The following is a 21,514-nucleotide window of genomic DNA, read 5'->3' as shown; positions in this document are numbered from 1 at the left end:
GATGCCGCATGAATGATTCCATCACCTGCCAGTTCCGCGAAGCTGTGCCCACGGTCGAGGACTACTGCCAGTTGCGTGTGCTTGCAGGCCTCAGTGCCAAGACCCGGGAAGCCGCCACGCGCGCGCTGCCCAATACGTTGTTCGGCGTGTGTGCCTACCAGGGCGCTGAACTTGTGGCGATGGGGCGTATCGTCGGTGATGGCGGCTGCCACCTGCAGGTCTGCGACATCGCGGTGCTGCCGCGGTTGCAGGGGCAGGGCCTGGGCAAGGAGGTGATGCGGCGCCTGGATGGCTGGATGCAGGCCAACCTGCCGCCGTCGGCGTATGTCAGCCTGCTGGCTGATGGCGAGGCGCACCGGTTGTACGCACAGTTTGGTTTCGCGCCGACGGCACCGGCATCGATCGGGATGTATCGGCGGTTCTGAGCTGTGCCCGGGGTGAAGCCATCCATGCGTGGTTGGCTTCGGCGTGATGGCAGATCACAGGCAAAGAAAAACCCCGGCCGAAGCCGGGGTTTCAAGAATTGGCGTCCCCACGGGGATTCGAACCCCGGTCGCCACCGTGAAAGGGTGATGTCCTAGGCCTCTAGACGATGGGGACGCACGAAAAACTTCAAGTTGTAGATCCTTCGACGGCCTAATGTCGAAGTGGTGGAGCCAAGCGGGATCGAACCGCTGACCTCCTGCATGCCATGCAGGCGCTCTCCCAGCTGAGCTATGGCCCCATGAAACATCGGATATCTGCCGGGAGCAGAGTCCGTTTTGAAACTGGCGTCCCCACGGGGATTCGAACCCCGGTCGCCACCGTGAAAGGGTGATGTCCTAGGCCTCTAGACGATGGGGACGCACGAAAAACTTCAAGTTGTAGAACCTTCGACGGCCTAATGTCGAAAGTGGTGGAGCCAAGCGGGATCGAACCGCTGACCTCCTGCATGCCATGCAGGCGCTCTCCCAGCTGAGCTATGGCCCCGTGTTACCGAGCCGCCTATCATACCTGCGTGTTCACGTTTGTGGAAGCTTTTTTTGAACTTTTTTCGTTCCGGTTCAACCGTCGCCACGAGGGCAGGGGAACCGCAACGCCACAACCTGAATGCCGGTAGGCGGTGAACAAAAAAGACCCGGTTATCGGCCGGGTCCTCGTTGTTCGTGATGAGTGGCGTCCCCACGGGGATTCGAACCCCGGTCGCCACCGTGAAAGGGTGATGTCCTAGGCCTCTAGACGATGGGGACGCAATTCTCATCAATGTTCTTTAGCGACCTTTCGACGGCCTAATGCCGAAAGATTGGTGGAGCCAAGCGGGATCGAACCGCTGACCTCCTGCATGCCATGCAGGCGCTCTCCCAGCTGAGCTATGGCCCCACGTCGCTGAGGAGCGAAATAATAGCCTTGCCCCAGGGGGTTGGCAAGCATTTGTTGCACTTTTCTTCACGCGCGTTGCGAGGTGGATGACGGTCGCACGCTCTCATGCGGCGTCGTCGGTCAGCGCCGCCAGGATCGGGCACTGATCCAGTGCGCCGTGGCCGGGGCAGGCATCGACCAGCTGCGCAAGCGCGGTGTGCATGCGTTGCAGTTCGGCCATGCGTTGTGCGATGTCCTGCAGGCGGGCCTGCGCCGTGTCGCGCACGCTGCCCATGTCCTGCGCGTGGCGGTCGCTGAGTGCCAGCAGTTCGGCGATTTCTTCCAGGCTGAAGCCCAGTGTCTTGGCACGGCGGATGAAGCGCAGCCTGCGCAGGTCCTGCTCACCGAAGATGCGGTAGCCGCCGGCCGAGCGTGCCGCCGTGGGCAGCAACTGCTGGCGCTCGTAGTAGCGCACCGTATCGATCGGCACGCCGGCCTGGCGCGCCAGTTGACCAATGTTCATGGCGGATTCCTGCGGATGCGGCCGGTCATTGTGAAGCCTTGAGTCAGGTCCAGGGTCAAGGTCAGTCGCTGACAGCGCATTCAGCACACTTTGCAACTTTCTTCATAGCCCCACTGTCCTGGCAGTTCCTACCCTGCGCTTGAACCGGCCGCTGGATGGCCTGCAACGAACCGAGGAGATGGCCTGTGGAAGGATTCAGGAACGAAGGATTCGTCGAGGTTGCGGTGGTCGAGTACCCGGGAGGTGACCCGTCGGCCGCCTCCGTGCTGACCGAAATGGCACATGTCGCCAACCGGCTTGCCCACCAGCAGCGCCGTCCGTTCAAGCGTGTCCTGGTGACCCGCTGGATCGTGCCGGCCAGCCAGACCGGCGTGCATCGCATTGCCGGCGCGGAGATGCTCGAGGCGGACATTCCCGCCGTGATCGCCGTGCCTGGCCAGATCAGCCAGGGTGTCTGCCTGCGGGCCGATGAGGTCCTGCTGGATTGGCTGCGCGCGCACTACGACGGTGGCAGTCTGCTGGCGGCGGCCAGCGATGGTGTCAGCATGCTGGCGCGCGCTGGTCTGCTGGCCGGGCGCATCGTCAGTGGTCCGGACCTCGGGCGCCATCCGGGCCTGCAGGGGCAGTCGGCCAGCTGGGTGCCCAGTGAGCGCGCGCTGGTCGATGACGGCGACCTGCTGACGGTGGCCGGTTCCCAGGCCTGGCGGTTTCTCGCCCTGCGCCTGCTGTACCGCCTGCACGGTCAGGGCGTGGCCAGTTCCGTTGCGCTGCAGCTGGGGATCACGGTGCCAGCGGCCATCCAGCAGGATCTCGAGCGTTTCAGTGCCAACTTCGCCCACGGTGATCGCGACGTACTGAGGGCGCAACGCTGGCTGCATACCACCGCTGCGCGTGGTGCCACGCTCGCTGCGATCTGTGATGTTTCCGGACTGGAGCCACGGACCCTGCAGCGGCGCTTCCTGAAGGCCACCGGCCTGCGCCCGATCGAATATTGCCAGCGGTTGCGCATCGCCAAGGCGCAGGCACTGCTGCAGCAGGGGGCGGGTATCGATGAAGTGGCCTGGGGCGTGGGTTACGCCGACCAGAGCGCATTCCGCCGTCTGTTCCTGCGCATTGTTGGAATGACGCCGGCCAACTATCGCCGGCAGGTCAACAGCAAGCGGCGCGAGCGGCCGCTGTTGTCATCGGTGGCGGGCAGTCTGCGTGGGCTGCACTCGGCGCCCGGCATTCAGATGCCGGGCAGCGCGGCCTGATGCCCGCGGTGGGCGTCGCGCTTGCAACCTGGGCGCGACGCTTCGACCATGCAGGCCACGGTTGATGGAGCAGGTGGGCTGATGTCGAGTGTTGGACCGGTGCCGATGCCGGTGGTGTTGATCCTGGTGTGCGTGCTGCTGGCCATGGCGGTGGCACACCTTTGGCCGCGTCGGAAAGACGGGATGGCCGTGCCCTCCGCGGCAAGCATGGTTCTGGACATGTTGCTGATCGGCCTGCTGTGCGGACGTATCAGCTTCGTGGCCTTGAACTTCGCGCTCTACCGTGAGGCCCCCTGGAGCATCCTGCAGATCGCCGATGGCGGGTATCACCTCGCCGTCGTGCTGGTTGCGGGCCTGGCGTGGGGCATCTGGCGGCTGCGGCCGTGGCGCGTGTTACGTGCGCCGGTACTGGTGGGGGCGTTGGTGGGCGTGGTGCTGTGGGCGGCCGGAGGCCAGCTGCTGGCAGCATGGCAGGAGCGGCGGATGCCGCTACCGGCGGTACAGGTGGCCGATCTGCAGGGGCGCATGATCGACCTGCAGCAGTTCCGGGGCAAACCGGTGGTGCTGAATCTCTGGGCCAGCTGGTGTGGACCGTGCCGGCGTGAGATGCCGGTACTGGCATCCGCACAGCAGACGCACACCGACGTGCAGTTCGTGTTCCTCAACCAGGGGGAAACCCTGGACGAAGTGAAGGGTTTCATCGCATCCGAACAGCTCTGGCTGGGCAATGTACTGCTGGACGATACCGCCTCCGCGTCAACCGTACTGGGTGTGCAGGCCTACCCGTCGACGCTGTTCTTCGACGCCGAAGGGCGCCTGCGTGAACTGCACCTTGGCGAACTGACAGCAGCCGGCCTTGAACACAAACTGCGCCGGCTGCGGTAGCCTGCGCGGGCATCTCATTACGGAGTTCCCATGTTGTCGACTTCCCTGCGCATCGCCCCGGCGGTGCTGTTGCTGCCGGTCATGCTGGCATTGGCCGCCTGCAGTCAGGCCCAGACCCCTCCGGGCAAGACGGCGGCAGCACCGGCCGCGAGCGCTCCGGCCTCTGCGGCCAAGGGTGAGCGCCCCGCAGTGCTGAAAGGCATCGAGAAGCACGGTTTCGAAGTCGTTGCCGAATTCGATGCACCCGGTGGCCTGCGTGGCTTCGCTGGCGTGGTGGGCGGGCAGCAGCCGGCCGCGGCCTACGTCACCGCCGACGGCAAGCACGTGCTGGTAGGCAGCCTGTTCGATGCCGAGGGCAACGATGTGGCCGCCGAAGCAGTGGAGAAGCTGGTTGCTGCACCCATGTCGGCCAAGATGTGGACCAAGCTGGAAGCCAGTGCCTGGGTGCGTGACGGCAAGGCCGATGCACCGCGCGTGGTCTATACCTTCAGTGATGCCAACTGCCCGTACTGCCACAAGTTCTGGGAAGCGGCGCGTCCGTGGGTCGACGCCGGCAAGGTGCAGCTGCGCCACATCATGGTCGGCGTGATCCGCGAGGACAGCCCGGCCAAGGCCGCTGCCATCCTGTCTGCGCGTGACCCGAGTGCGGCCCTGCTGGAAAACGAACATCAGTTCGACCGTGGTGGCATCAAGGCCCTGCCGAGCATCAGCCGCGAGATCGCCGGCAAGCTCGATGCCAACCAGGTGCTGATGATCGAGATGGGCTTCCAGGGCACGCCGGGTATCCTGTTCCAGGATGCACAGGGCCAGGTGCAGCGTCGCGCCGGTCTGCCACAGGGCACTGACCTGCAGACGGTGCTGGGCCCGCGCTGATCGGCAGCCATGTCGTGATGTGACCCCACAGGCCCGCATGGCAGCATGCGGGCCTGTTGCTTTCTGCCACGTATGCGGGTGATGCAGGTTGCGCACCACCTGTTCGTCGTCACGTCTGAATCGTGACTGACATCAAGCATCGCGCCTTGATTCCAATCAAGGCCAAAAACAACAGGCGGATTAGCCTGTGACGCATGGAATACAGCGTCAACGCGCCATGGATGCCGCGCCTGACATGCCCTGGATCGGGGCAGTCGGCACAGCCATTCACGACATTCTCACTCCCTGATTGTTACCCAGACCGCTGCGGTCGCCACCTCTCTGGCAGCGCGGCCTTGATGGAGTCGACGTCGGTGCGGGTGGGGCAGTGTCATCGTCCTGTTGTCTGCCACGCGCAGGCTGGCCGCTGTCGTCGACGCAGTACCTGCAGTTCCAGCAACGGCAACGCAATGTCGGAGTCGCGCCTGTGCGCGCGCCGTCAGCGCGTTGCAATGGTTCGTCCAGGGAGGATGCAATGCGCTTGGCGGTACTGAGTCTGGCCTGTTTGACCGCGCTGGCGATCACGCCGGCATATGCGCAGCAGGTTGGCCAGGAGGATGCGCGGGCCTTGCGCCAGGAAATCGCGGCCATGCGGCAGGCATTGGAAGGCATGCAGCAGCGCCTGGATCGGCTCGAGCAACGCGATGGCGCCGGAGCGGCCGCTGCGCAGGCGACGGTGCCGGTGGTTGCACCTGCCGGCAGCGCCAACCTGCTTCATCCCACCCAGGTGCCGGGCGTGGCGCAGCCGGTGCTGCCACAGCGCGAATCCGTGGCCGACCCCTCAACGGCGGCCTTGCGTCCCGATAGCGCCGCCGGGCCGACCGACCCGGATCTGAAGGGTTTCTTTGCCATTCCCGGCACCGATACGGTGATCCGCATTGGCGGCTATGCCAAGCTCGATGCGATTGCCGATTCGCGCGCGGCCGGTGACGAGGATCAGTTCATTCCCTCCTCGATGCCGGTGGGTGGCAGCCATCGCGATGTTTCCAACTTCAACATCCATGCCAAGCAGACCCGCTTCAGCTTCGAGGCGCGGCGCCCGACCACGCACGGCAACCTGCGCTTCTACCTGGAGAATGACTTCTTCGGCAGCAGCGACGGCTATGAGTTCCGCCTGCGCCACGCGTATGGCCAGCTCGGCAATACCTATGCCGGCTACGGCTATTCCAGCTTCATGGATCCGGACAGCCTGCCCGACACGCTGGACTTCGCTGGCCCCGGTGGGGCCGGCTACCTGCTGGTGGCCGGCATCCACCACAGCTTTACGATGGGCAAGGGCAACACCCTGACCATCGCCGCCGAAGATCCGAAGACTGAACTTGCAGGCGCCAGCGATACGCGAGCGGCAGTGAACCGCCTGCCCGACATGACCGTGACCGCGCGCATGGAGCGCGACTGGGGTCATCTGCAGCTGGGCGCCGTGGCACGCAGCCTGGCCTATGACGGTGACGGCGAGCGTGACCGGAGCATGGCCGGCGGCCTGCAGTTCAGTGGCTCGGCATCGGTAGGCGAGCGCGACCTGCTGCTGTTCGGCGTGCTCGGAGGGCGTGGCCTCAGTCGCTACACCGCCGACCTGACCGGCTCGGGGCTGGACGCGGTGGTCGGTGCCGACGGCCGTCTCAACGCGCTGGACCTGCACGGGGGCTTCGTTGGCTACACCCATTACTGGTCCGGACTGTGGCGATCGAACCTGATCTTCGGCCAGCTGACCCTGGAGCGGAACGCCGCACTGGCGGCCGATGCATTCCGGCAGAGCCGCTACGGCGTCTTCAACCTGATCTGGAGCCCGGCACCTTCGTGGACGATGGGCATGGAGCTGCTGTACGGCCGCCTGGAACAACAGGCGGGCGCGCGCGGTGACACGGTCCGGGTGCAGGGCAGCCTGCAATACAACTTCATCAAATAGGCGCCAGCGGTCGTACGCCAGCGTAACCGTCCCCACGCCCGGCTGCACCGGGCTCATGCCAGTACAGGAGATTGTCATGGCAGAAGCAAAGAAAATCGGGGTGGTCGGAGCCACCTTCCTCGTCGCCGGCAACATGATGGGCTCAGGCGTGTTCCTGCTGCCATCCAGCCTGGCCAAGATTGGTACCGCCTCGATCTGGGGCTGGCTGATCACCACTGCGGGCGCGCTGCTGCTGGCTTTCGTGTTCGCCAAGCTGGGCAAGCTGGCCCCCAAGGCGGGCGGCCCCTATGCCTACGCGCGTGACTGGTTCGGGCCCTACATGGGCTTCCAGACCAATACCATCTACTGGTTCGCCAACTGGATCGGCAACGTCGCCATCCCGATCGCGGCGGTCGGCTACTTCAGCTACTTCTTCCCGATCCTGTCCGAGCCGCTGGTGCGCTGCATCGCGGTGCTGGTGCTGGTGTGGGCGCTGAGCTTTGCCAACATGATCGGCCCGGCCTTCGTCAGCCGGGTGCAGACGGTCACCACCAGCTTCGCGCTGGTGCCGATCCTGGGCATCGCCATCTTCGGCTGGTTCTTCTTCGATGCCGACATCTTCAAGGGCGCCTACAACGTGTCCGGTGAGTCCAACTTCGGCGCGATCTCCAGCGCTGCGGCACTGACCCTGTGGGCCTTCATCGGCGTCGAATCAGCTTCGGTGACGGCCGGCGTGGTCGAGAACCCGGAAAAGAACGTGGCCCGCGCCACCCTTGCCGGTGTGTTCCTGGCCGCCATCGCCTACATCGCCAGTTCCTCGGTGATCATGGGCATGGTGCCCAATGGCGAGCTGCAGACCTCCGATGCACCGTTCGCTCTGGCTGCCGCCAAGGCCGTCGGTGGCTGGGGCGGCGCGCTGGTCAGCCTGTGCGCCTTCATCGGCGCTGCCGGTTCGCTGGGCGGCTGGATCCTGCTGACCGCACAGAGTGCCAAGGCGGCCTCCGATGATGGCCTGTTCCCGAGCATCTTCAGCAAGACCAACAAGGACGACGTGCCGGTCAAGGGCGTGCTGATCGTGGCCGTGCTGATGACCCTGGCGGTGCTGGTCACCTCCACTTCGGAAACCGCGTCGGCCCAGTTCGACGTGATCACGTCGGCTGCCGTGGTGCTGACCCTGCTGCCCTACATCTACTCGTGCGTGGCCTGCTACTTCGTGGTCGAGCGTTCGCACACCCTGGTCCACACCGGTGCGTTCTGGACCCTGACCAGCCTGACCGTCGTGTACTGCCTGTGGGCGATCTACGGCTCGTCGGGAACCATCGTCCAGTACGCCTTCCTGTTCGTGCTGTTCATCACCGTGTTCTATCCCTTCTTCAGCGAGGAGCGCCGCCAGCAGCGGCAGCGCGCCCGCGAGGCATCGGCCATCAGCGCCGGCGCCCAGCGTTCCTGAGTTCGACAAGGAGAATCAACGTGTACTTCAAGTCCCTGGACTATCCGGTCATTGTCATCGACAACGACTACGAGTCGCCGCGGATCGGCGGCATCCTGATCCGCGCCCTGGTGGAAGAGCTGCGCAGCAACGACCAGCGCGTGCTGTGCGGCCTGAACCTGGATGATGCCCGTGCCGGTGCCCGCACCTACGTGGCGGCCTCGGCGGTGCTGATCTCGATCGACGGCAGCGAAGAGGTGGATGGCGAATTCCAGCGCCTCACCGCCTTCCTGCGTGAGCAGAGCGCGCGCCGCGCCAACCTGCCGGTGTTCCTGTACGGTGAGCGCCGCACCATCGAAAAGGTGCCGAGCAAACTGCTCAAGTACATCCACGGCTTCATCTTCCTGTTCGAAGACACCAAGAGCTTCATCTCGCGGCAGGTGATGCGCGCGGCCGAAGATTACATGAAGAACCTGCTGCCGCCGTTCTTCAAGGCGCTGATCCATCATGCGGCCGAATCTAACTATTCCTGGCATACGCCGGGCCATGCGGGCGGCGTGGCGTTCACCAAGTCGCCGGTCGGCCGTGCATTCCATCAGTTCTACGGCGAGAACACCCTGCGCAGCGATCTGTCGATCTCGGTGCCGGAGCTGGGCTCGCTGCTCGATCACACGGGTCCGATCAAGGATGCCGAGAACGAGGCGGCACGCAATTTCGGTGCCGACCATACCTTCTTCGTTACCAATGGCACCTCCACCGCCAACAAGATCGTCTGGCATGGCACGGTGGCCCGCGGCGATGTGGTGTTCGTGGATCGCAACTGCCACAAGTCGCTGCTGCACGCGCTGATCATGACCGGTGCAGTGCCGGTGTACTTCACCCCCAGCCGCAACGCACACGGCATCATCGGCCCGATCAGCCTGGACCAGTTCACGCCGAAGTCGTTGCAAAAGCGCATCGCCGCCAACCCGCTGGCCAGCCAGGCCTACAAGGCCGGCTCCAAGCCGCGCATCGCGGTGGTCACCAACTCGACCTACGACGGCCTGTGCTACAACGCCGAGAAGATTGCCGACGAGATCGGCAGCGCGGTCGATTTCCTGCATTTCGACGAAGCCTGGTACGCCTACGCTGCGTTCCATCCGTTCTACGAGAACCACTACGGCATGGCCAAGGGCAAGCCGCGTGAGCAGGATGCGATCATCTTCACCACGCATTCCACCCACAAGCTGCTGGCCGCGTTCTCGCAGGCATCGATGATCCACGTACGCAACTCGGCGCAGCGCAACCTGGACGCGGAGCGCTTCAACGAGTCGTTCATGATGCACACCTCGACCAGCCCGCATTACGGGGTGATCGCGGCGTGCGACGTGGCTTCAAAGATGATGGAAGGCGACGCCGGCCGCTCGCTGGTGCAGGAAATGCATGACGAGGCCATCGCGTTCCGCCGCGCGATGCTGCACGTCCGCGATGACCTGGGCCGCGACGACTGGTGGTTCAGCGTGTGGCAACCGACCCAGGTCGAGCGCAGCCTGGACAAGGGCGATACACCGGCACCGCTGGTGGCCAAGCGTGAGGAGTGGTACCTGCAGCCGGACGCCCACTGGCACGGCTTCGAGAACCTGGTCGACGACTATGTGCTGATCGATCCGATCAAGGTGACCCTGCTGACCCCGGGCCTGGCGATGGATGGCAGCATGGGCAAGCTGGGCATTCCGGCGGCGGTGCTGAGCAAGTTCCTGTGGGGCCGCGGCATCACCGTGGAGAAGACCAACCTTTACTCGGTGCTGTTCCTGTTCTCGATGGGCATCACCAAGGGCAAGTGGAGCACCCTGGTTACCGAGCTGATGGCTTTCAAGGAGCTGTACGACCGCAACGCGCCGCTGAGCCAGGCACTGCCGACGCTGGCCGCCGATTATCCGAACGCCTATGCCGGTTGGGGCCTGCGTGACCTGTGCGACGCGCTGCATGCGTTCAACCAGGAATTCGCCGTGGCCAAGGTGATGCGCGAGATGTACGTGGATCTGCCGACCCCGGTGATGACCCCGGCCGATGCCTACAACCACCTGGTGAAGGGCGAGATCGAGCGGGTCGACATCGAGCAGGTCAGTGGCCGCGTCGCTGCGACCATGCTGGTGCCATATCCGCCGGGCATTCCGACCATCATGCCGGGCGAGCGCTTCGGCGACAGCGACGAGCCGATCATCCAGTCGCTGCGCATCGCCCGCGAGCAGAACGCCCGCTTCCCGGGCTTCGAATCGGACGTGCATGGGCTCATCATCGAGCATGATGGCGATGTGCCGTCGTACAAGGTGGAGGTACTGAAGGCCTGACCTGCGACGGTCGGCCCTTCGGTGGACGATGGATACCGCGCGCGAGCAACGCATTCTGAAGTTCTCGATCGGGGTCACCATTGCGGTGAGCGCGGTCGGTTTCAGTGGTGGCCTGCTGGTGGGATCGCAGGCCATCCTGTTTGACGGCGTGTACAGCCTGGTCGACGTCGCCCTGACCCTGGTGTCGCTGTCGGTGCTGCGGCTGGTGGCGCGGGAACAGAGCCCGCGCTTCCAGTACGGCTACTGGCACCTGGAGCCGATGGTCGAGGCGCTGGGCGGTGTGATCCTCTCACTGGCCTGCGTGTATGCGCTGGCCAACGCGGTCATTGGCTTGACCACGGGCGGGCACGAAGTGAAGTTCGGGCCCGCGCTGTGGTGGGCGGCGCTGCTGAGTGCCAGCAACCTGGCGATGGCGGCGTTTGTCGCGCAGCGGGCACGGCGCCTGCGTTCGGCGCTGTTGTGGCTGGATGTACGCGGCTGGCTGCTGGGTGGCTTGATGAGCCTGGCAGTGGTGCTGGCCTTTGTGCTGGCCCTGGTCCTGCACGGTGGGCAGTGGCACCACTGGGTGTCGTATCTGGATTCGATCGTGCTGGCGTTGATCAGCCTGGCGGTACTGCCGGTACCGGCACGCAGTGCATGGAAGGCCATGCGTGAAGTGCTGCAGGTCGCGCCGGATGATCTGGACCAGCGCGTGCAGCAGGTAATGCAGGCGTTCGTGGCAGAGCGCGGTTATGCCGGTTTTACCAGCCACGTGGCGAAGATGGGGCGGATGCGCTTCATCGAGATCCATGTGCTGGCTGATCCGACGACACCACTGGGTTCGGTGGGCCAGGTCGATGCGATGCGCGATGAGATCGCAGTGCGGCTGGATGCCCGTGGCAGCACGTTCTGGCTGACCATCGACTTCACTGCCGACCCGGCGTGGACGTGACCCGGCTTCTGTAGCCGAGCCCATGCCCGGCTGCCCTATGCGAAAGGCAGCCGAGCGTAGGCTCGGCTCTACAGGACCGGAGGCAGCCGAGCGTGGGCTCGGCTCTACAGGACCGGAGGCAGCCGAGCGTGGGCTCGGCTCTACAGGACCGGGATCGTTGCGTGTGGCAGACCGGTCTGTTGCACCGGATCTGTTTGACCTCAACAGGGGTTGAGGTCACAGACTGCCTGCATCCCCCACGAGGCATGCGGCATGAACCTGTTGACCACCCCGGACCTCAGCCATGGCCTGCTGGAACTGTTCAATCCCGCGGGGCTCTACGACCCTTCGGCCAACGGCTACTCGCACGTAGCGGTGGTGCGCCTTCCCGCCCGGGTGATCCATATCGCCGGGCAGGGCGGTGAGGATGCGGATGGCCATCTCTCCCCCGGCTTCGAGGAACAGGTCGGGCAGGCACTGGACAACCTGCAGATCGCGCTGCGCTCGGCGCGGGCCAGCCTGGCCGATGTCGCGCGGTTGCGCATCCTGGTGGTCGACCACGACGAGGACCGGCTGGGCATCATCGCCCAGCAGGTGCGGCGGCGCTGGCCGAACCGCGCGGCACCGGCCTGCACCCTGATCCCCGTGCCGCGGCTGGCGCTGGACGGCATGCTGTTCGAGATCGAGGCGGAGGCCTACGCCGCCTAGCGCAGGTAGTACTCCACCGGCACCACCAGTTCCTGCGGTGCCTTCAGTTCATCGGGAATGGGCGGCAGCGGCTGCGCGCGGCGGAACGTCTGCAGCGCGGCGTCGTCGAGCATCGGCTGGCCACTGGGCTGTTCCAGCCGCAGGGCCAGCAGGCGGCCGGCGCGGTCGATGCTGGCCCTGACCCAGGCCGTACCCTGCTGGCGGCGCGAGCGTGCGGCGGCAGGGTAGTAGCGGTAACGCTCCAGCCGCGCCATCAGGCGGGCTTCCCACTGGTCGCTGGCGGCGCCGGCCTGGAAGTCCGCCGGTGGTGCGTCCGGAGCGGGCGGAGCGGCCGTGATCGATGCCGGTGCGGGACTTGCATCGATCGCGGCCGCAGGCGGGGCGACCGGCAGGGCTTGCCGGCCGGGGCCGCCATGTTCGCTGGCGGCCAGCTCGCCTTCGCGCGCGGCGGTGGGCTTCGGTGGAGGAGGCGACTTCGTCGGTTGCGATGCGCGCGCCTGCTGCGCCTGGCTGGGGGTATCGGCCTGGCGCTCTTCCACTGGCTGGGGCGGCGTAGCCGGTGCCAGCAGGCGCAGGCTGATGCGCACATCCTGCTCGGGTGGCGGCAGCAACGGCGGCGCTGCCACCCAGTGCACCAACAGCAGCAAGGGCAGCAGGTGCAGGCCGATGCTGATGGCGATCGCCTGCCAGTGCTGGCGGCGTTCACTCATCGTCCAGTACCCACAGCAGGTCGGCGTCGGCCGCATCGACGGTTTCACCGGGTGACGCGAGCGCGATCACCAGCGCCGGTGTATGCGGTGACAGGTAGCCCGGTACCCCGGTACCGCGCAGTACATGCCAGCGGCCGGCCACCAGCAGTGCGGGTTCAGGTACCGCAGTCAACACCTGTGCCATGCGCGTGTCGCGGGCCTGCTGCACGGCCAGCATCCCTTCCAGCATGGGCGCTGCGTCTGCGTGCTGGGCGAGCACCACGGTCGACAGGCGTTGCCGGGCAGCGGCCACCGGGAACCGCACTGCGCCGGTGGATGCCAGGCGCACATTGACCTCGGCGCGCGCGAGATTGCCACCGAACAGGGGGACGCCGGCAGCGGTGGCGTCCTGCACCAGCCCGCCATAGGCGGACCACGGCCAGCGTGTATCCCAGCCCAGCAGTTCCTGCAGGCGCGCACCTTCGGCACGATTACCCTTGGCCAGCCAGCGTTGCACGCGCTGCAGGCGCGGCTGGCGCTCGCTGGCGATCATCTCCAGCACCAGCGCGCCTTGCGGGCGCTGCTGCTGCAGCGCCTGCAGCAGCCAGCGCTGGGCGGCGTGGTCACCGGCAAGGTCGTGGCGTTCGCCCAGCAGCAGTCGTGGGGCGTCCGCTGCGCGCTTCACGAATGCAGCGTCGTCCAGGCGCTGGCCACTGGCCAGGTCGATCACTGTGCCCGGCAGTGGCTGTGCGCTGGCCATCGCGGCCAGCGCAAGCAGGCACAGCGGCAGCCAACGACGGCTAGAACGCCACGTTGACGCCCATCGAGACGGTGCGGCCACGGCCGTTGCCGCGGTCCAGGATCGGGCTGAAGATGCTGTCGATCGAGGCATTGTTGTCATAGGCCTTGTTCTGCAGGTTTTCGATGTTCAGCCACAGCGTGGTGTTGGGCTGGGGCTTGAAGCTGGCGTAGAAGTCGAGCAGTACGCCGGTACCGCCGGTCTTGCGGGTCTGGAAGAAGTCGTAGCCTTCTTCGGCGGGCCCGGAGTATTCGGCGCGCAGGCCGGCCTGCACGCGCTGCTGCCACCAGCGGCCGCCTACGTCCAGCGTCCAGTAGCGGTCGGGCAGGGCGGTGATGTCTTCCAGGTTGACGAATTCGATGGCTGGCGCGCTGGTGTGCGAGCGGGTCCAGCTCAGCGTGGCGTGATAATGCTCGCTGGCGTAGTGCGCTTCCAGCTCGATACCGCGCATGCGCACCACGCCCGGGTGGTTCATCCAGCGCGTGGTGGTGCTGAAGTTGTCCACGTCCAGCGCATCGGTCCAGGCATTGAGCTGCGGATCGCTGTCGATCGGCACCACGAACGGCTCCACCTCCGGCGGGTGCACGATCAGCAGGTACTGCGGCTTGATGTAGTCGCGGATGCGGTTGTCGAAACGGGTCACCCGCAGCTGCGCCAGGTCACCGTCGGCCAGCACCGAAGAGGCGCTGAGGTTGGCGCCGAACTGCAGGTTGCGCGAGCGCTCGCGGCGCAGGAACGGGTTGGCACCGACGCCATCGGCATCGCTCATGCCTTCCAGCGGGATCTTCTCGAAGAACATCTCCTGCACACGCGGCGGGCGGGAGGTGCGCGAGGCTTCGGCGAACAGCTGCAGCCAGTCGGTGGCCTGCCACGAAACCGCCAGGCTGGGGCTGAGGGCGCGCTGGGTGCGGCGCACGTCGATGCCGCCGCCATCGATCTCTGCGCACTGGCCGGGTACATCCGAGCACACCGGGATGTGGCCACGGATACCATAACGATCCTGGCGCAGGCCTGCGGTCAGCGCGTAGATGCCGTACTGCAGTTCCAGCGTGCTGAACACACTGTCCAGCTGGCTGCGGCCCTGGGGGTTGGCGCCGCGCAGGGTGGGGGTATCGGCGACGTAGATATCCGACTGGTGCTTGATGCCGGTGTTCCAGCGTGCCTGCAGTCCGCCGATATCGAAGCGGCTGGTGTTGTCGACGGTCCAGCTGCTCAGGCTGCTGTGGGTGCGGCGGCCGATGTAGCTGGAATCCTCGACCGGCGGATAGAACAGCCGGGTCTTGTTGCCGGCGAAGGTCGCGCGCAGGTCGATCCACGGCGAATAGGGCGTGTAGTGGTAGCTGGCGCGCTGGTTGCGCGCGGAAATCTGCCACGGATAGTTGTGGTAGAAGTCGTTTTCGTAACGCATGTGGCTCAGGTCGAGCCGATGCTGGTCGCTGGGCTGCAGGCGGGCCTTCAGCAACCAGCTGCTGGGCTGCTGGCTGCCCGGGTCGGCAGTGTTCTTCTGCCCGCGCGCGGTCGCGTATTCACTGCTGCGGCTGCTGCTGGCGGCGGCCAGCAGGCCGAACTGGCGGTCACCGCCGTCCTCGCTATGGCGCCAGGCACCGGCGAAGGTGCGGCCGCTGCCGTAGCCGTTGTTGCCATGGCGGTAGCCTGCACGCAGGCCCCAGTCGCGGCCTTCGCCAAGCAGGTCATCGATATCCAGCGTGCGGAAATTGGCACTGCCGGCCAGCGTGCCGGCACCATCACCGCCGGCGACCGCACCGCGCTGCACATCCACGCCGGCCAGCAGGAAGGGATCGACATAGGCGAACGGCCCCCCCGAACCATGGCCCGCATTGTTGCGGAAGGTCTGGGTGACACCATCGATCATGGTGTTGACCCGGCCGGCACCGGTCATGCCGCGGATGTTGACCTGCAGGCCCGGCTGGCTGCGCGAATGGAAGCTGTGGGTGCCGGGCATCGAGCGCAGCAGGCTGTTGCCATCCTGGCGTTCGGCCATCGCCACGCGCTCGCTGCCGACCACCGGCGCGAAGCCATCGCGCGTGGCCGGGACATACTGGCTGGCGCCTGCACCGGGAGAATGACCGTGCGCGGTATCACCCTGCACGCGCAGCGGACCCGTTCGACGGCTGCCATCCGAGCGTTCGGCCGGCGCCGGTTCCAGCGTGGCGCGGCGTGCGTCGATGAAGCGCGGGCGCAGGCCGCTGCCGACCAGCAGGCGCGACAGGGCCTGCGCGTCGTCGAACTGACCGCGCAGCGCCGGTGCGGTCTGGCCGCCCGGCAATGCCGCACCGATCACCAGATCGACACCGGTCAGCCGGCTGTAGGCATCCAGCGCGCTGGCCAGCGGTTGTGCAGGAAGATCGAAGTGGCGAGTGGCCGGCTGCGCGTGTGCGCTGGTGGACAACAACGGAAGCGGGCTGGCGCAGGCCAGTGACAGGGCGAGGACAAGGGGGCGGTGAAACAGCATCGGGGGCTCCAGGGGCTGACGCAGCGCGTCGTCATCCTGGGTAGACGCAGCGGCAGGGCCGATGTCAGGGTGCATCGCGATGTCCCCTGCGTGGCGGTAGCCACACCTGCACGCCCGCGCCCAGGCGGAGCACGCGCACGTGCAGCTGCGTGGCCAGCTGGTCGCGGCTGCGCGCCGCACCGTCAGCGCTGCCGAGCAGGGTGACCGGCTGCTGGCGCAGGTGTGCGCCGATGATCCAGGTGTGGCCGCCATGCCAGCGATCCAGGTCCTGGGTGACCTCGGCCAAAGGGGTGGAGACCCAATGCAGGCGGCGTTCGCGCCAGGCCAGGGCATTGTGGCTGGCCGCCAGGCCCATGATCGGCGCCTGTCCATCGAAGCGCAGTTGCTGCCCTTCGATGGCCTGCCCACTGCGGGTGCCACTGTCCACGCGCACCCGATGCTCGGTGACGGTGACCACGCTGTCGTTGTCCTGCACGGCAAGGTCGAAGGCCGTGCCGAGCGCGGTGACCGTGCCGTGCGTGGTATGCACCTGGAACGGGTGCTGCGCATCGGTGGCTACCTTGAACCAGGCCTGGCCATGCTGCAGCTGCAGCTGGCGGCGCTGTGCATCGATGCGGACATGGACTTCGCTGCCGGGTGAGAGCAGCACGCGCGAGCCATCCGGCAATGCTTCTTCGCGGATCTCGCCTGCCGCCGTGCGCATCACCTGCGCGGCCGGTGGTGCGGCCTGGCGGGTATACAGGCCCAACGCACAGAGCAGCAGCACGGCAATGCCGGCGTCGCGCAGCCGTCGGCGCTGCCGCCTGAGCTGGTGCCGCTGCAGGCTGGGCGTCGCATCACCGGCCTGCCAGAGCGCCTGCAGGTGCTGGTACTGCGCGGCGTGGCGCGAATCGGCGTGGTACCACTGGTTGAACGCACGCTCGTCGCGGCCGCCATCGTGGCCGTCCAGCCACCAACGCGCGGCCTCGCGCGCGATCGCATCCTGGCTCATGCGCCGGGTACCTGCTGCAGCGCCACCAGTGCGCGCAGCAGATGGCCATGCGCGGTCTGCCGGCTGATACCCAGCTGGCGGCCGATTTCTGCCAGGGCCATCTGTTCCACCCGTGCCAGCAGGAATACCTGGCGCGAACGGGGGGGCAGCGCGGCAATGACCGCGTCGAGGTGGCGCAGTTGCTCGGCGTCCAGCAATCGTTGCTCGGGCAGGGGCGCAGGATCGGCGATGGCGAGCAGCTGCGCATCATCCAGCGCCTCTTCGCGCCGGCGTTGGCGCTGCCGGTAATGATCGGCGATCAGATTGTGGGCGACGCGGTACAGGTAGGCGCGGCCGTTGCTCAGCAGGCCACTGGCGGCGACTTTGACGACGCGCAGCCAGGTTTCCTGGACGACGTCGTCGGCGTCGCTGCGTTGCGGGAGTTTACGGCGGACATGGGCGTGCAGCGGCCGGTAATGGGCCGCACACAGCTGCGCGACATCCGTCGGTTCGACAGGCGTGGACACGGGGCGGGCGACAACTGGGAAAGGGAACAGCCCGCGGCGGCAAGGGCAGCGGCTGCACCTTACAGCAAAAGAGAATCATTTGCATCTATGGACGGGGCACAGCACGCATGGGCGCCCGCGGCGTCAGCGCGGGCGATAGTCGCAGTGGATCTGCAGGGCTTCGGTGGCGTTGTGATGCAGCTCGAAGCTGCAGCGCTGCAGGCTGCGCTTCACCTGCGCGATCGCTTCGGCATGGCGGGCGACGCGACGGTCCTGCCAGCGCGGCGGGGTGAATACGCCCAGAGGCAGCAGCCGCAAGCGCCGGCCGTGCAGCACCAGCGAAACATCGACGTGACGCCCATCGACGTCGTGGCCGTTCGCACCGAAGATGGCGCCGACTTCATCGCGACGTTGCGGATAGCAGGCGCGGAACACCGCGATGCCGAGCCGGCGCACCACGCGACGGAAGCCACCGAGGTGGCCGTGGCTGGGTTCGAAGCCGCGCGTGACCAGCAGGCGCAGCCCGGCAGGCAGCAACGCCTGTGCGTCGCACAGGCGTTGCAGTACCTCTTCTTCCAGTTGGATGCGGGTGGAGGGCCAACGCGGTGCGACAAGCAGCCCGTGGTGGCTGCCGCGGTGCAGGGTCAGCATGCGTGAAGCTTCGCATGCGGGCGAACAGCAGGGGTAGTGCCGGCCAGCGGCCGGCATTGCCATCGTCGGGTCAGATGTCGCGGTACTGGATCTGCGCGGCCAGTACGCGCAGGCCGTCGGCGTTGCTGGACAGGATGCGTTCTTCACCAACCCCCTTCTGCCGCGTCAACCGGAAGCCCTGGTCGGCAGGCAGCTGTGCGGCGATGCTGTCCATGCGCTGCAGGGCGTCGGGACCGCTGCAGTCGAAGTGGCCCCAGTAAGCGCCATCGCGGTGGATCTGCAAGCGATAGTTCATCGCGGACGCTCCGGCAGGCCCTGCAGCCAGTGGTCGAACATCGCTGTGGCGGCCGCTGCCAGTGGTGCGCCATAGCGACGTGCCTGTGCGCGGAGATCGTTCGGATCGATGCCGGCCTGCGCGAGCTCCAGGGCGTGGCCGATCAGCCAGCGCTCGAACTGGCGCGCGTCCAGCTCCGGATGGCATTGCAGTGCCAGCGCATGGCTGCCGATGGCGAAGGCCTGGTGGCGGCAGGCCGGCGTGCTGGCCAGGCGACGTGCACCCGCCGGGAGTTCAAACGCCTCGCCATGCCAATGCAGTACCGGAATGCCCTGCAGTGCCTGCAGTGGTGAGCGCTGGCCGTCATCGGTGAGCAGCAGTGGCGCAAAGCCGATCTCCTTGCCGCCACTGGCGGCGACGCTGGCACCGAGTGCACGTGCCATCAGCTGCGCGCCGAGGCAGATGCCCAGCGTGGGCCGTTGCTGGTGCAGCCGACGCTGCAACAGCGCGATGCTGTCGTCGAGAAAGGGATAGGGACCCACATCGTTGACGCTGACCGGACCGCCCAGCACCACCAGCAGGTCGGCGGCTTCGGCCGGATCGAGGGCGTCGACACCGGCCTGCAGCACCTGCAGCTGCCAGCCCTGTGCCAGCAGCAATGGCTGCAGGGTGCCAAGATCTTCAAAAGCGACGTGTTGCAGGATGACCGCATGCTTCATGCCGGGGCTCCATTGCTGGGCCAGTAGAAACTATCCGGGGTGGCGCGTGCGCCGAAGATGGCCTGTCCGACGCGGACCACGGTGGCGCCTTCCTCGATGGCGACTTCGAAGTCGCCGGACATGCCCATCGACAGCTGCGACAGGTCAAGGCCAGGCGGTGCGGTGCGCTGCAAGTGGTCACGCAGTTCGCGCAGGCGCACGAAGCAGGCGCGCACGCGCTCGACCTCCGGGGTGAAGATGGCCAGCGTCATCAGGCCGCGTACGCGCAGGCGGTCGAACGCAGGAAGCTGCTGGACGAAGGCCTCGACGGCAGCGGGTTCCAGGCCGTACTTGCTGGGTTCGGCGGAGGTGTTGACCTGCACGAACACATCCAGGGTGCGGTCTTCCCGCTGCAGGCGCTGCTGCAGTGCTTCGGCCACGCGCAGGCTGTCCAGCGCCTGGAACTCGCTGGCGAAACGCGCCACGTAGCGTGCCTTGTTGGTCTGCAGATGCCCGATCACCGACCAGTGCACGCCGAGGTCCGCCAGCGTCTCGGCCTTGCGCTGCGCCTCCTGCACCTTGTTCTCGCCCAGCTCGCGGCAACCGGCGGCCACCGCCATGCGGATGCGGGCATCATCGACGGTCTTGCTGACCGGTAGCAGGCGCACGCTGGCCGGGTCACGGCCAACGCGGGCGCAGGCCCCGGCAATGCGTTGGCGCACCGTGACCAGGTTGGCGGCGATCTGTTCAACGGACTGGGCGACGGGCCAGTCGGCAGCGGCAAGGGGCATGCGGGCACCTCCAATGCAGGGTGGCCAGGGTGGGATACACTGGCACAGGACAAGAGATATTTTGGCATAGGACAAAATGAAAATCACCGGGCATAGCGCCGAGTCGATCTTCGACAGCATCCGCGATGGCATCGGCAAGGGCCGCCTGCCGGCCGGCAGCGTGCTGCCGCCGGTGCGTGAACTGGCTGAGCAGCTGGGCGTGAACCGCAACACCGTGGCCGCTGCCTACAAGCGATTGGATGCGGCCGGCCTGGCCAGCACCGCGGGCCGTCGTGGCACCGTGGTGCGTGGACTGCCGCCGGCGATGGCGCGCGAGGGCAGCACGCCGGGGCTGGCGCTGCAGGACCTGGCCGGTGGCAACCCGGATCCGCGCCTGCTGCCGAACCTGCGCCTGGCCCCTGCGGCGCCACGGCTGTATGGCGTGGGCACGGTCGACCCGCGATTGCAGGTGCTGGCACGCGCTTCGCTGGATACGGACTGCCCCGAGGGGTACGCCCTGGAGCTGACCCATGGCGCGGTCGATGGCATCGAGCGCTTGCTGGCGGCATGGCTGCTGCCGGGTGATCGCATCGCGGTGGAGGATCCATGCTTCCTCGGCAGCCTCAATGTGCTCAATGCGGTGGGCCATGCGCCGTTGCCGGTGACGGTGGATGCACATGGCATGCAGGTCGAGTCGTTGCGGCAGGCGCTGGAGGCCGGTGCACGTGCGGTGCTGCTGACCCCGCGTGCGCACAACCCGACCGGGGCCAGCCTGGATGCGAAGCGGGCACGGGCGTTGCGCCAGCTGCTGGCGGCCTACCCGCAGGTGGCGGTGCTGGTCGACGATCATTACGCGCTGCTCTCGCAGCAGGCCTACCACTCGGTACTGCCACTGGATGGCCGGCGCTGGGCGCTGTTGCGCTCGCTGTCCAAGCCGCTCGGCCCGGACCTGCGCCTGGCCTGGTTGGCCTGTGATGAAGAGACCGCGATGCGGTTACGGTTGCGGTTGGCGTCCGGCACCGGCTGGGTCAGCCATCTGCTGCAGGATGCAGCCACCTCGGTGCTGGCGTCGGCGACGCAGCGGGCGAAGATCGCCTCGGCGGGCGAGCGTTACCAGCAGCGCCTGCAGTCGCTGCAGGAACTGCTGCGCGTGCGCGGCGTACCGACGCCGCTGCCGATGGAGGGATTGAACCTGTGGCTGCCGTTGCTGGCCGACAGCCATCCACAGGTACTGGCACTGGCTGCGCGCGGATGGCATGTACGCGCTGGCGAAGTGTTCGCGGTGGCTGCACCGGGGCATGGCCTGCGCATCACCTGCGCGGCGCTGGGGGCGGCGCAGCTGCGGCAGTTGGCCGATGACCTGGCGGCGGTGTGCAGTTTGTAGAGCCGAGATCCTATGTTCGAGATCAAGCCTGCTGGAAGCAGGCTTGACCCACTTTCAGCATGGTCGGATCGAACTCCCGGCCGCTCTTGAAGACGCCCCAGGCAATCCTGGCCAGCTTTCTGGCCAG

General features: G+C 66.7%; 20 protein-coding genes, 6 tRNA genes and 1 pseudogene. 10 read left to right on the top strand and 17 right to left on the bottom strand.

Annotated features, from left to right (window positions below):
• Positions 1-8 precede the first annotated feature (8 nt).
• A complete protein-coding gene (locus tag B9Y64_RS20635; RefSeq protein ID WP_100442240.1) occupies positions 9-425 on the top strand; it encodes a GNAT family N-acetyltransferase in 417 nt (138 codons plus the stop codon).
• Between the two features lie 99 nt (positions 426-524).
• Here B9Y64_RS20635 and B9Y64_RS20630 read toward each other — a convergent pair.
• From B9Y64_RS20630 to B9Y64_RS20600, 7 genes are all read right to left on the bottom strand, one after another.
• A tRNA-Glu gene (locus B9Y64_RS20630) sits at positions 525-600 on the bottom strand.
• Positions 601-648: 48 nt separating this feature from the next.
• Positions 649-724: transfer RNA gene (locus B9Y64_RS20625), tRNA-Ala, on the bottom strand.
• A gap of 44 nt (positions 725-768) precedes the next feature.
• Positions 769-844 (bottom strand) — tRNA-Glu (locus B9Y64_RS20620).
• 49 nt (positions 845-893) lie between these two features.
• A tRNA-Ala gene (locus B9Y64_RS20615) sits at positions 894-969 on the bottom strand.
• Between the two features lie 184 nt (positions 970-1,153).
• A tRNA-Glu gene (locus tag B9Y64_RS20610) sits at positions 1,154-1,229 on the bottom strand.
• A gap of 54 nt (positions 1,230-1,283) precedes the next feature.
• Positions 1,284-1,359: transfer RNA gene (locus tag B9Y64_RS20605), tRNA-Ala, on the bottom strand.
• Positions 1,360-1,462: 103 nt separating this feature from the next.
• The gene (locus tag B9Y64_RS20600) at positions 1,463-1,861 is read right to left on the bottom strand and encodes a heavy metal-responsive transcriptional regulator (protein ID WP_100442239.1); all 399 of its coding nucleotides are present in this window, start codon (positions 1,859-1,861) and stop codon (positions 1,463-1,465) included.
• A gap of 185 nt (positions 1,862-2,046) precedes the next feature.
• Between B9Y64_RS20600 and B9Y64_RS20595 the strand changes: the two genes are divergently transcribed.
• The 8 genes from B9Y64_RS20595 (at position 2,047) to B9Y64_RS20560 (ending at position 12,173) form a co-directional block, all read left to right on the top strand.
• Entirely contained in the window at positions 2,047-3,114 is a 1,068-nt protein-coding gene (locus B9Y64_RS20595) for a GlxA family transcriptional regulator (protein ID WP_100442238.1), read from the top strand.
• 81 nt (positions 3,115-3,195) lie between these two features.
• Positions 3,196-3,999, top strand: a complete 804-nt coding sequence (locus B9Y64_RS20590) for a redoxin family protein (protein WP_100442237.1) — start codon at positions 3,196-3,198, stop codon at positions 3,997-3,999.
• Between the two features lie 30 nt (positions 4,000-4,029).
• Positions 4,030-4,872, top strand: a complete 843-nt coding sequence (gene dsbG / locus B9Y64_RS20585) for a thiol:disulfide interchange protein DsbG (protein ID WP_100442236.1) — start codon at positions 4,030-4,032, stop codon at positions 4,870-4,872.
• Between the two features lie 514 nt (positions 4,873-5,386).
• Complete coding sequence (locus B9Y64_RS20580; RefSeq protein ID WP_100442235.1) at positions 5,387-6,817, top strand: DcaP family trimeric outer membrane transporter; 1,431 nt, start codon at positions 5,387-5,389, stop codon at positions 6,815-6,817.
• 76 nt (positions 6,818-6,893) lie between these two features.
• Positions 6,894-8,246, top strand: a complete 1,353-nt coding sequence (adiC, locus tag B9Y64_RS20575) for an arginine/agmatine antiporter (RefSeq protein ID WP_006461445.1) — start codon at positions 6,894-6,896, stop codon at positions 8,244-8,246.
• A 20-nt stretch (positions 8,247-8,266) separates the two neighbouring features.
• Positions 8,267-10,555 (top strand): Orn/Lys/Arg decarboxylase N-terminal domain-containing protein, encoded by a 2,289-nt coding sequence (locus tag B9Y64_RS20570; protein ID WP_100442234.1) that lies wholly within the window; start codon positions 8,267-8,269, stop codon positions 10,553-10,555.
• A 28-nt stretch (positions 10,556-10,583) separates the two neighbouring features.
• On the top strand, positions 10,584-11,486 hold the full coding sequence (locus tag B9Y64_RS20565) for a cation diffusion facilitator family transporter (protein ID WP_100442233.1): 903 nt from the start codon (positions 10,584-10,586) through the stop codon (positions 11,484-11,486).
• 252 nt (positions 11,487-11,738) lie between these two features.
• Positions 11,739-12,173, top strand: coding sequence for a RidA family protein (locus B9Y64_RS20560; protein ID WP_100442232.1), 435 nt, complete (start codon positions 11,739-11,741; stop codon positions 12,171-12,173).
• Here B9Y64_RS20560 and B9Y64_RS20555 read toward each other — a convergent pair.
• From B9Y64_RS20555 to B9Y64_RS20515, 9 genes are all read right to left on the bottom strand, one after another.
• Positions 12,170-12,883 (bottom strand): energy transducer TonB family protein, encoded by a 714-nt coding sequence (locus B9Y64_RS20555; protein WP_100442231.1) that lies wholly within the window; start codon positions 12,881-12,883, stop codon positions 12,170-12,172. The two genes, B9Y64_RS20560 and B9Y64_RS20555, sit on opposite strands and share 4 nt — an antisense overlap.
• Positions 12,876-13,622, bottom strand: a complete 747-nt coding sequence (locus tag B9Y64_RS20550) for a ChaN family lipoprotein (RefSeq protein WP_100442230.1) — start codon at positions 13,620-13,622, stop codon at positions 12,876-12,878. Before B9Y64_RS20550 ends, B9Y64_RS20555 begins: the two co-directional genes overlap by 8 nt.
• A gap of 40 nt (positions 13,623-13,662) precedes the next feature.
• Positions 13,663-16,134, bottom strand: coding sequence for a TonB-dependent receptor (locus B9Y64_RS20545; RefSeq protein ID WP_100442229.1), 2,472 nt, complete (start codon positions 16,132-16,134; stop codon positions 13,663-13,665).
• Between the two features lie 64 nt (positions 16,135-16,198).
• The gene (locus B9Y64_RS20540) at positions 16,199-17,125 is read right to left on the bottom strand and encodes a FecR family protein (RefSeq protein ID WP_100442228.1); all 927 of its coding nucleotides are present in this window, start codon (positions 17,123-17,125) and stop codon (positions 16,199-16,201) included.
• Complete coding sequence (locus B9Y64_RS20535; protein WP_100442227.1) at positions 17,122-17,631, bottom strand: RNA polymerase sigma factor; 510 nt, start codon at positions 17,629-17,631, stop codon at positions 17,122-17,124. Before B9Y64_RS20535 ends, B9Y64_RS20540 begins: the two co-directional genes overlap by 4 nt.
• A gap of 123 nt (positions 17,632-17,754) precedes the next feature.
• The gene (locus B9Y64_RS20530; RefSeq protein ID WP_100442226.1) at positions 17,755-18,261 is read right to left on the bottom strand and encodes a hypothetical protein; all 507 of its coding nucleotides are present in this window, start codon (positions 18,259-18,261) and stop codon (positions 17,755-17,757) included.
• Between the two features lie 70 nt (positions 18,262-18,331).
• Positions 18,332-18,556 carry a hypothetical protein gene (locus B9Y64_RS20525; protein WP_100442225.1) on the bottom strand — a complete coding sequence of 75 codons (225 nt, stop codon included), beginning with the start codon at positions 18,554-18,556 and terminating at the stop codon, positions 18,332-18,334.
• Positions 18,553-19,254 (bottom strand): glutamine amidotransferase, encoded by a 702-nt coding sequence (locus B9Y64_RS20520; protein ID WP_100442224.1) that lies wholly within the window; start codon positions 19,252-19,254, stop codon positions 18,553-18,555. Before B9Y64_RS20520 ends, B9Y64_RS20525 begins: the two co-directional genes overlap by 4 nt.
• A complete protein-coding gene (locus tag B9Y64_RS20515; RefSeq protein ID WP_100442223.1) occupies positions 19,251-20,024 on the bottom strand; it encodes a YggS family pyridoxal phosphate-dependent enzyme in 774 nt (257 codons plus the stop codon). Before B9Y64_RS20515 ends, B9Y64_RS20520 begins: the two co-directional genes overlap by 4 nt.
• Before the next feature lie 76 nt (positions 20,025-20,100).
• Here B9Y64_RS20515 and ptsJ point away from each other — a divergent pair, with 76 nt between their 5' ends.
• Positions 20,101-21,387, top strand: coding sequence for a transcriptional regulator PtsJ (gene ptsJ / locus B9Y64_RS20510; protein ID WP_100442222.1), 1,287 nt, complete (start codon positions 20,101-20,103; stop codon positions 21,385-21,387).
• A 22-nt stretch (positions 21,388-21,409) separates the two neighbouring features.
• Here the strand turns inward: ptsJ and B9Y64_RS22625 are convergent.
• Positions 21,410-21,514, bottom strand: a pseudogene (locus B9Y64_RS22625) (IS110 family transposase); the annotation flags it as partial.

Origin of the sequence: Stenotrophomonas maltophilia, assembly GCF_002799245.1 — a bacterium.
Lineage (GTDB): Bacteria > Pseudomonadota > Gammaproteobacteria > Xanthomonadales > Xanthomonadaceae > Stenotrophomonas > Stenotrophomonas maltophilia_S.
Note: the sequence above shows the minus strand (reverse complement) of the source record. Positions and strands in the feature narration are given on the sequence as shown.

Bases quoted from the DNA above. Each gene is read 5' to 3' on its own strand.
- B9Y64_RS20635 (WP_100442240.1), top strand. From the start codon at position 9: ATGAATGATTCCATCACCTGCCAGTTCCGCGAAGCTGTGCCCACGGTC.
- B9Y64_RS20600 (WP_100442239.1), bottom strand. From the start codon at position 1,861: ATGAACATTGGTCAACTGGCGCGCCAGGCCGGCGTGCCGATCGATACG.
- B9Y64_RS20590 (WP_100442237.1), top strand. From the start codon at position 3,196: ATGTCGAGTGTTGGACCGGTGCCGATGCCGGTGGTGTTGATCCTGGTG.
- dsbG (WP_100442236.1), top strand. From the start codon at position 4,030: ATGTTGTCGACTTCCCTGCGCATCGCCCCGGCGGTGCTGTTGCTGCCG.
- B9Y64_RS20580 (WP_100442235.1), top strand. From the start codon at position 5,387: ATGCGCTTGGCGGTACTGAGTCTGGCCTGTTTGACCGCGCTGGCGATC.
- adiC (WP_006461445.1), top strand. From the start codon at position 6,894: ATGGCAGAAGCAAAGAAAATCGGGGTGGTCGGAGCCACCTTCCTCGTC.
- B9Y64_RS20565 (WP_100442233.1), top strand. From the start codon at position 10,584: ATGGATACCGCGCGCGAGCAACGCATTCTGAAGTTCTCGATCGGGGTC.
- B9Y64_RS20560 (WP_100442232.1), top strand. From the start codon at position 11,739: ATGAACCTGTTGACCACCCCGGACCTCAGCCATGGCCTGCTGGAACTG.
- B9Y64_RS20555 (WP_100442231.1), bottom strand. From the start codon at position 12,883: ATGAGTGAACGCCGCCAGCACTGGCAGGCGATCGCCATCAGCATCGGC.
- B9Y64_RS20550 (WP_100442230.1), bottom strand. From the start codon at position 13,622: ATGGCCAGCGCACAGCCACTGCCGGGCACAGTGATCGACCTGGCCAGT.
- B9Y64_RS20545 (WP_100442229.1), bottom strand. From the start codon at position 16,134: ATGCTGTTTCACCGCCCCCTTGTCCTCGCCCTGTCACTGGCCTGCGCC.
- B9Y64_RS20540 (WP_100442228.1), bottom strand. From the start codon at position 17,125: ATGAGCCAGGATGCGATCGCGCGCGAGGCCGCGCGTTGGTGGCTGGAC.
- B9Y64_RS20530 (WP_100442226.1), bottom strand. From the start codon at position 18,261: ATGCTGACCCTGCACCGCGGCAGCCACCACGGGCTGCTTGTCGCACCG.
- B9Y64_RS20525 (WP_100442225.1), bottom strand. From the start codon at position 18,556: ATGAACTATCGCTTGCAGATCCACCGCGATGGCGCTTACTGGGGCCAC.
- B9Y64_RS20520 (WP_100442224.1), bottom strand. From the start codon at position 19,254: ATGAAGCATGCGGTCATCCTGCAACACGTCGCTTTTGAAGATCTTGGC.
- B9Y64_RS20515 (WP_100442223.1), bottom strand. From the start codon at position 20,024: ATGCCCCTTGCCGCTGCCGACTGGCCCGTCGCCCAGTCCGTTGAACAG.
- ptsJ (WP_100442222.1), top strand. From the start codon at position 20,101: ATGAAAATCACCGGGCATAGCGCCGAGTCGATCTTCGACAGCATCCGC.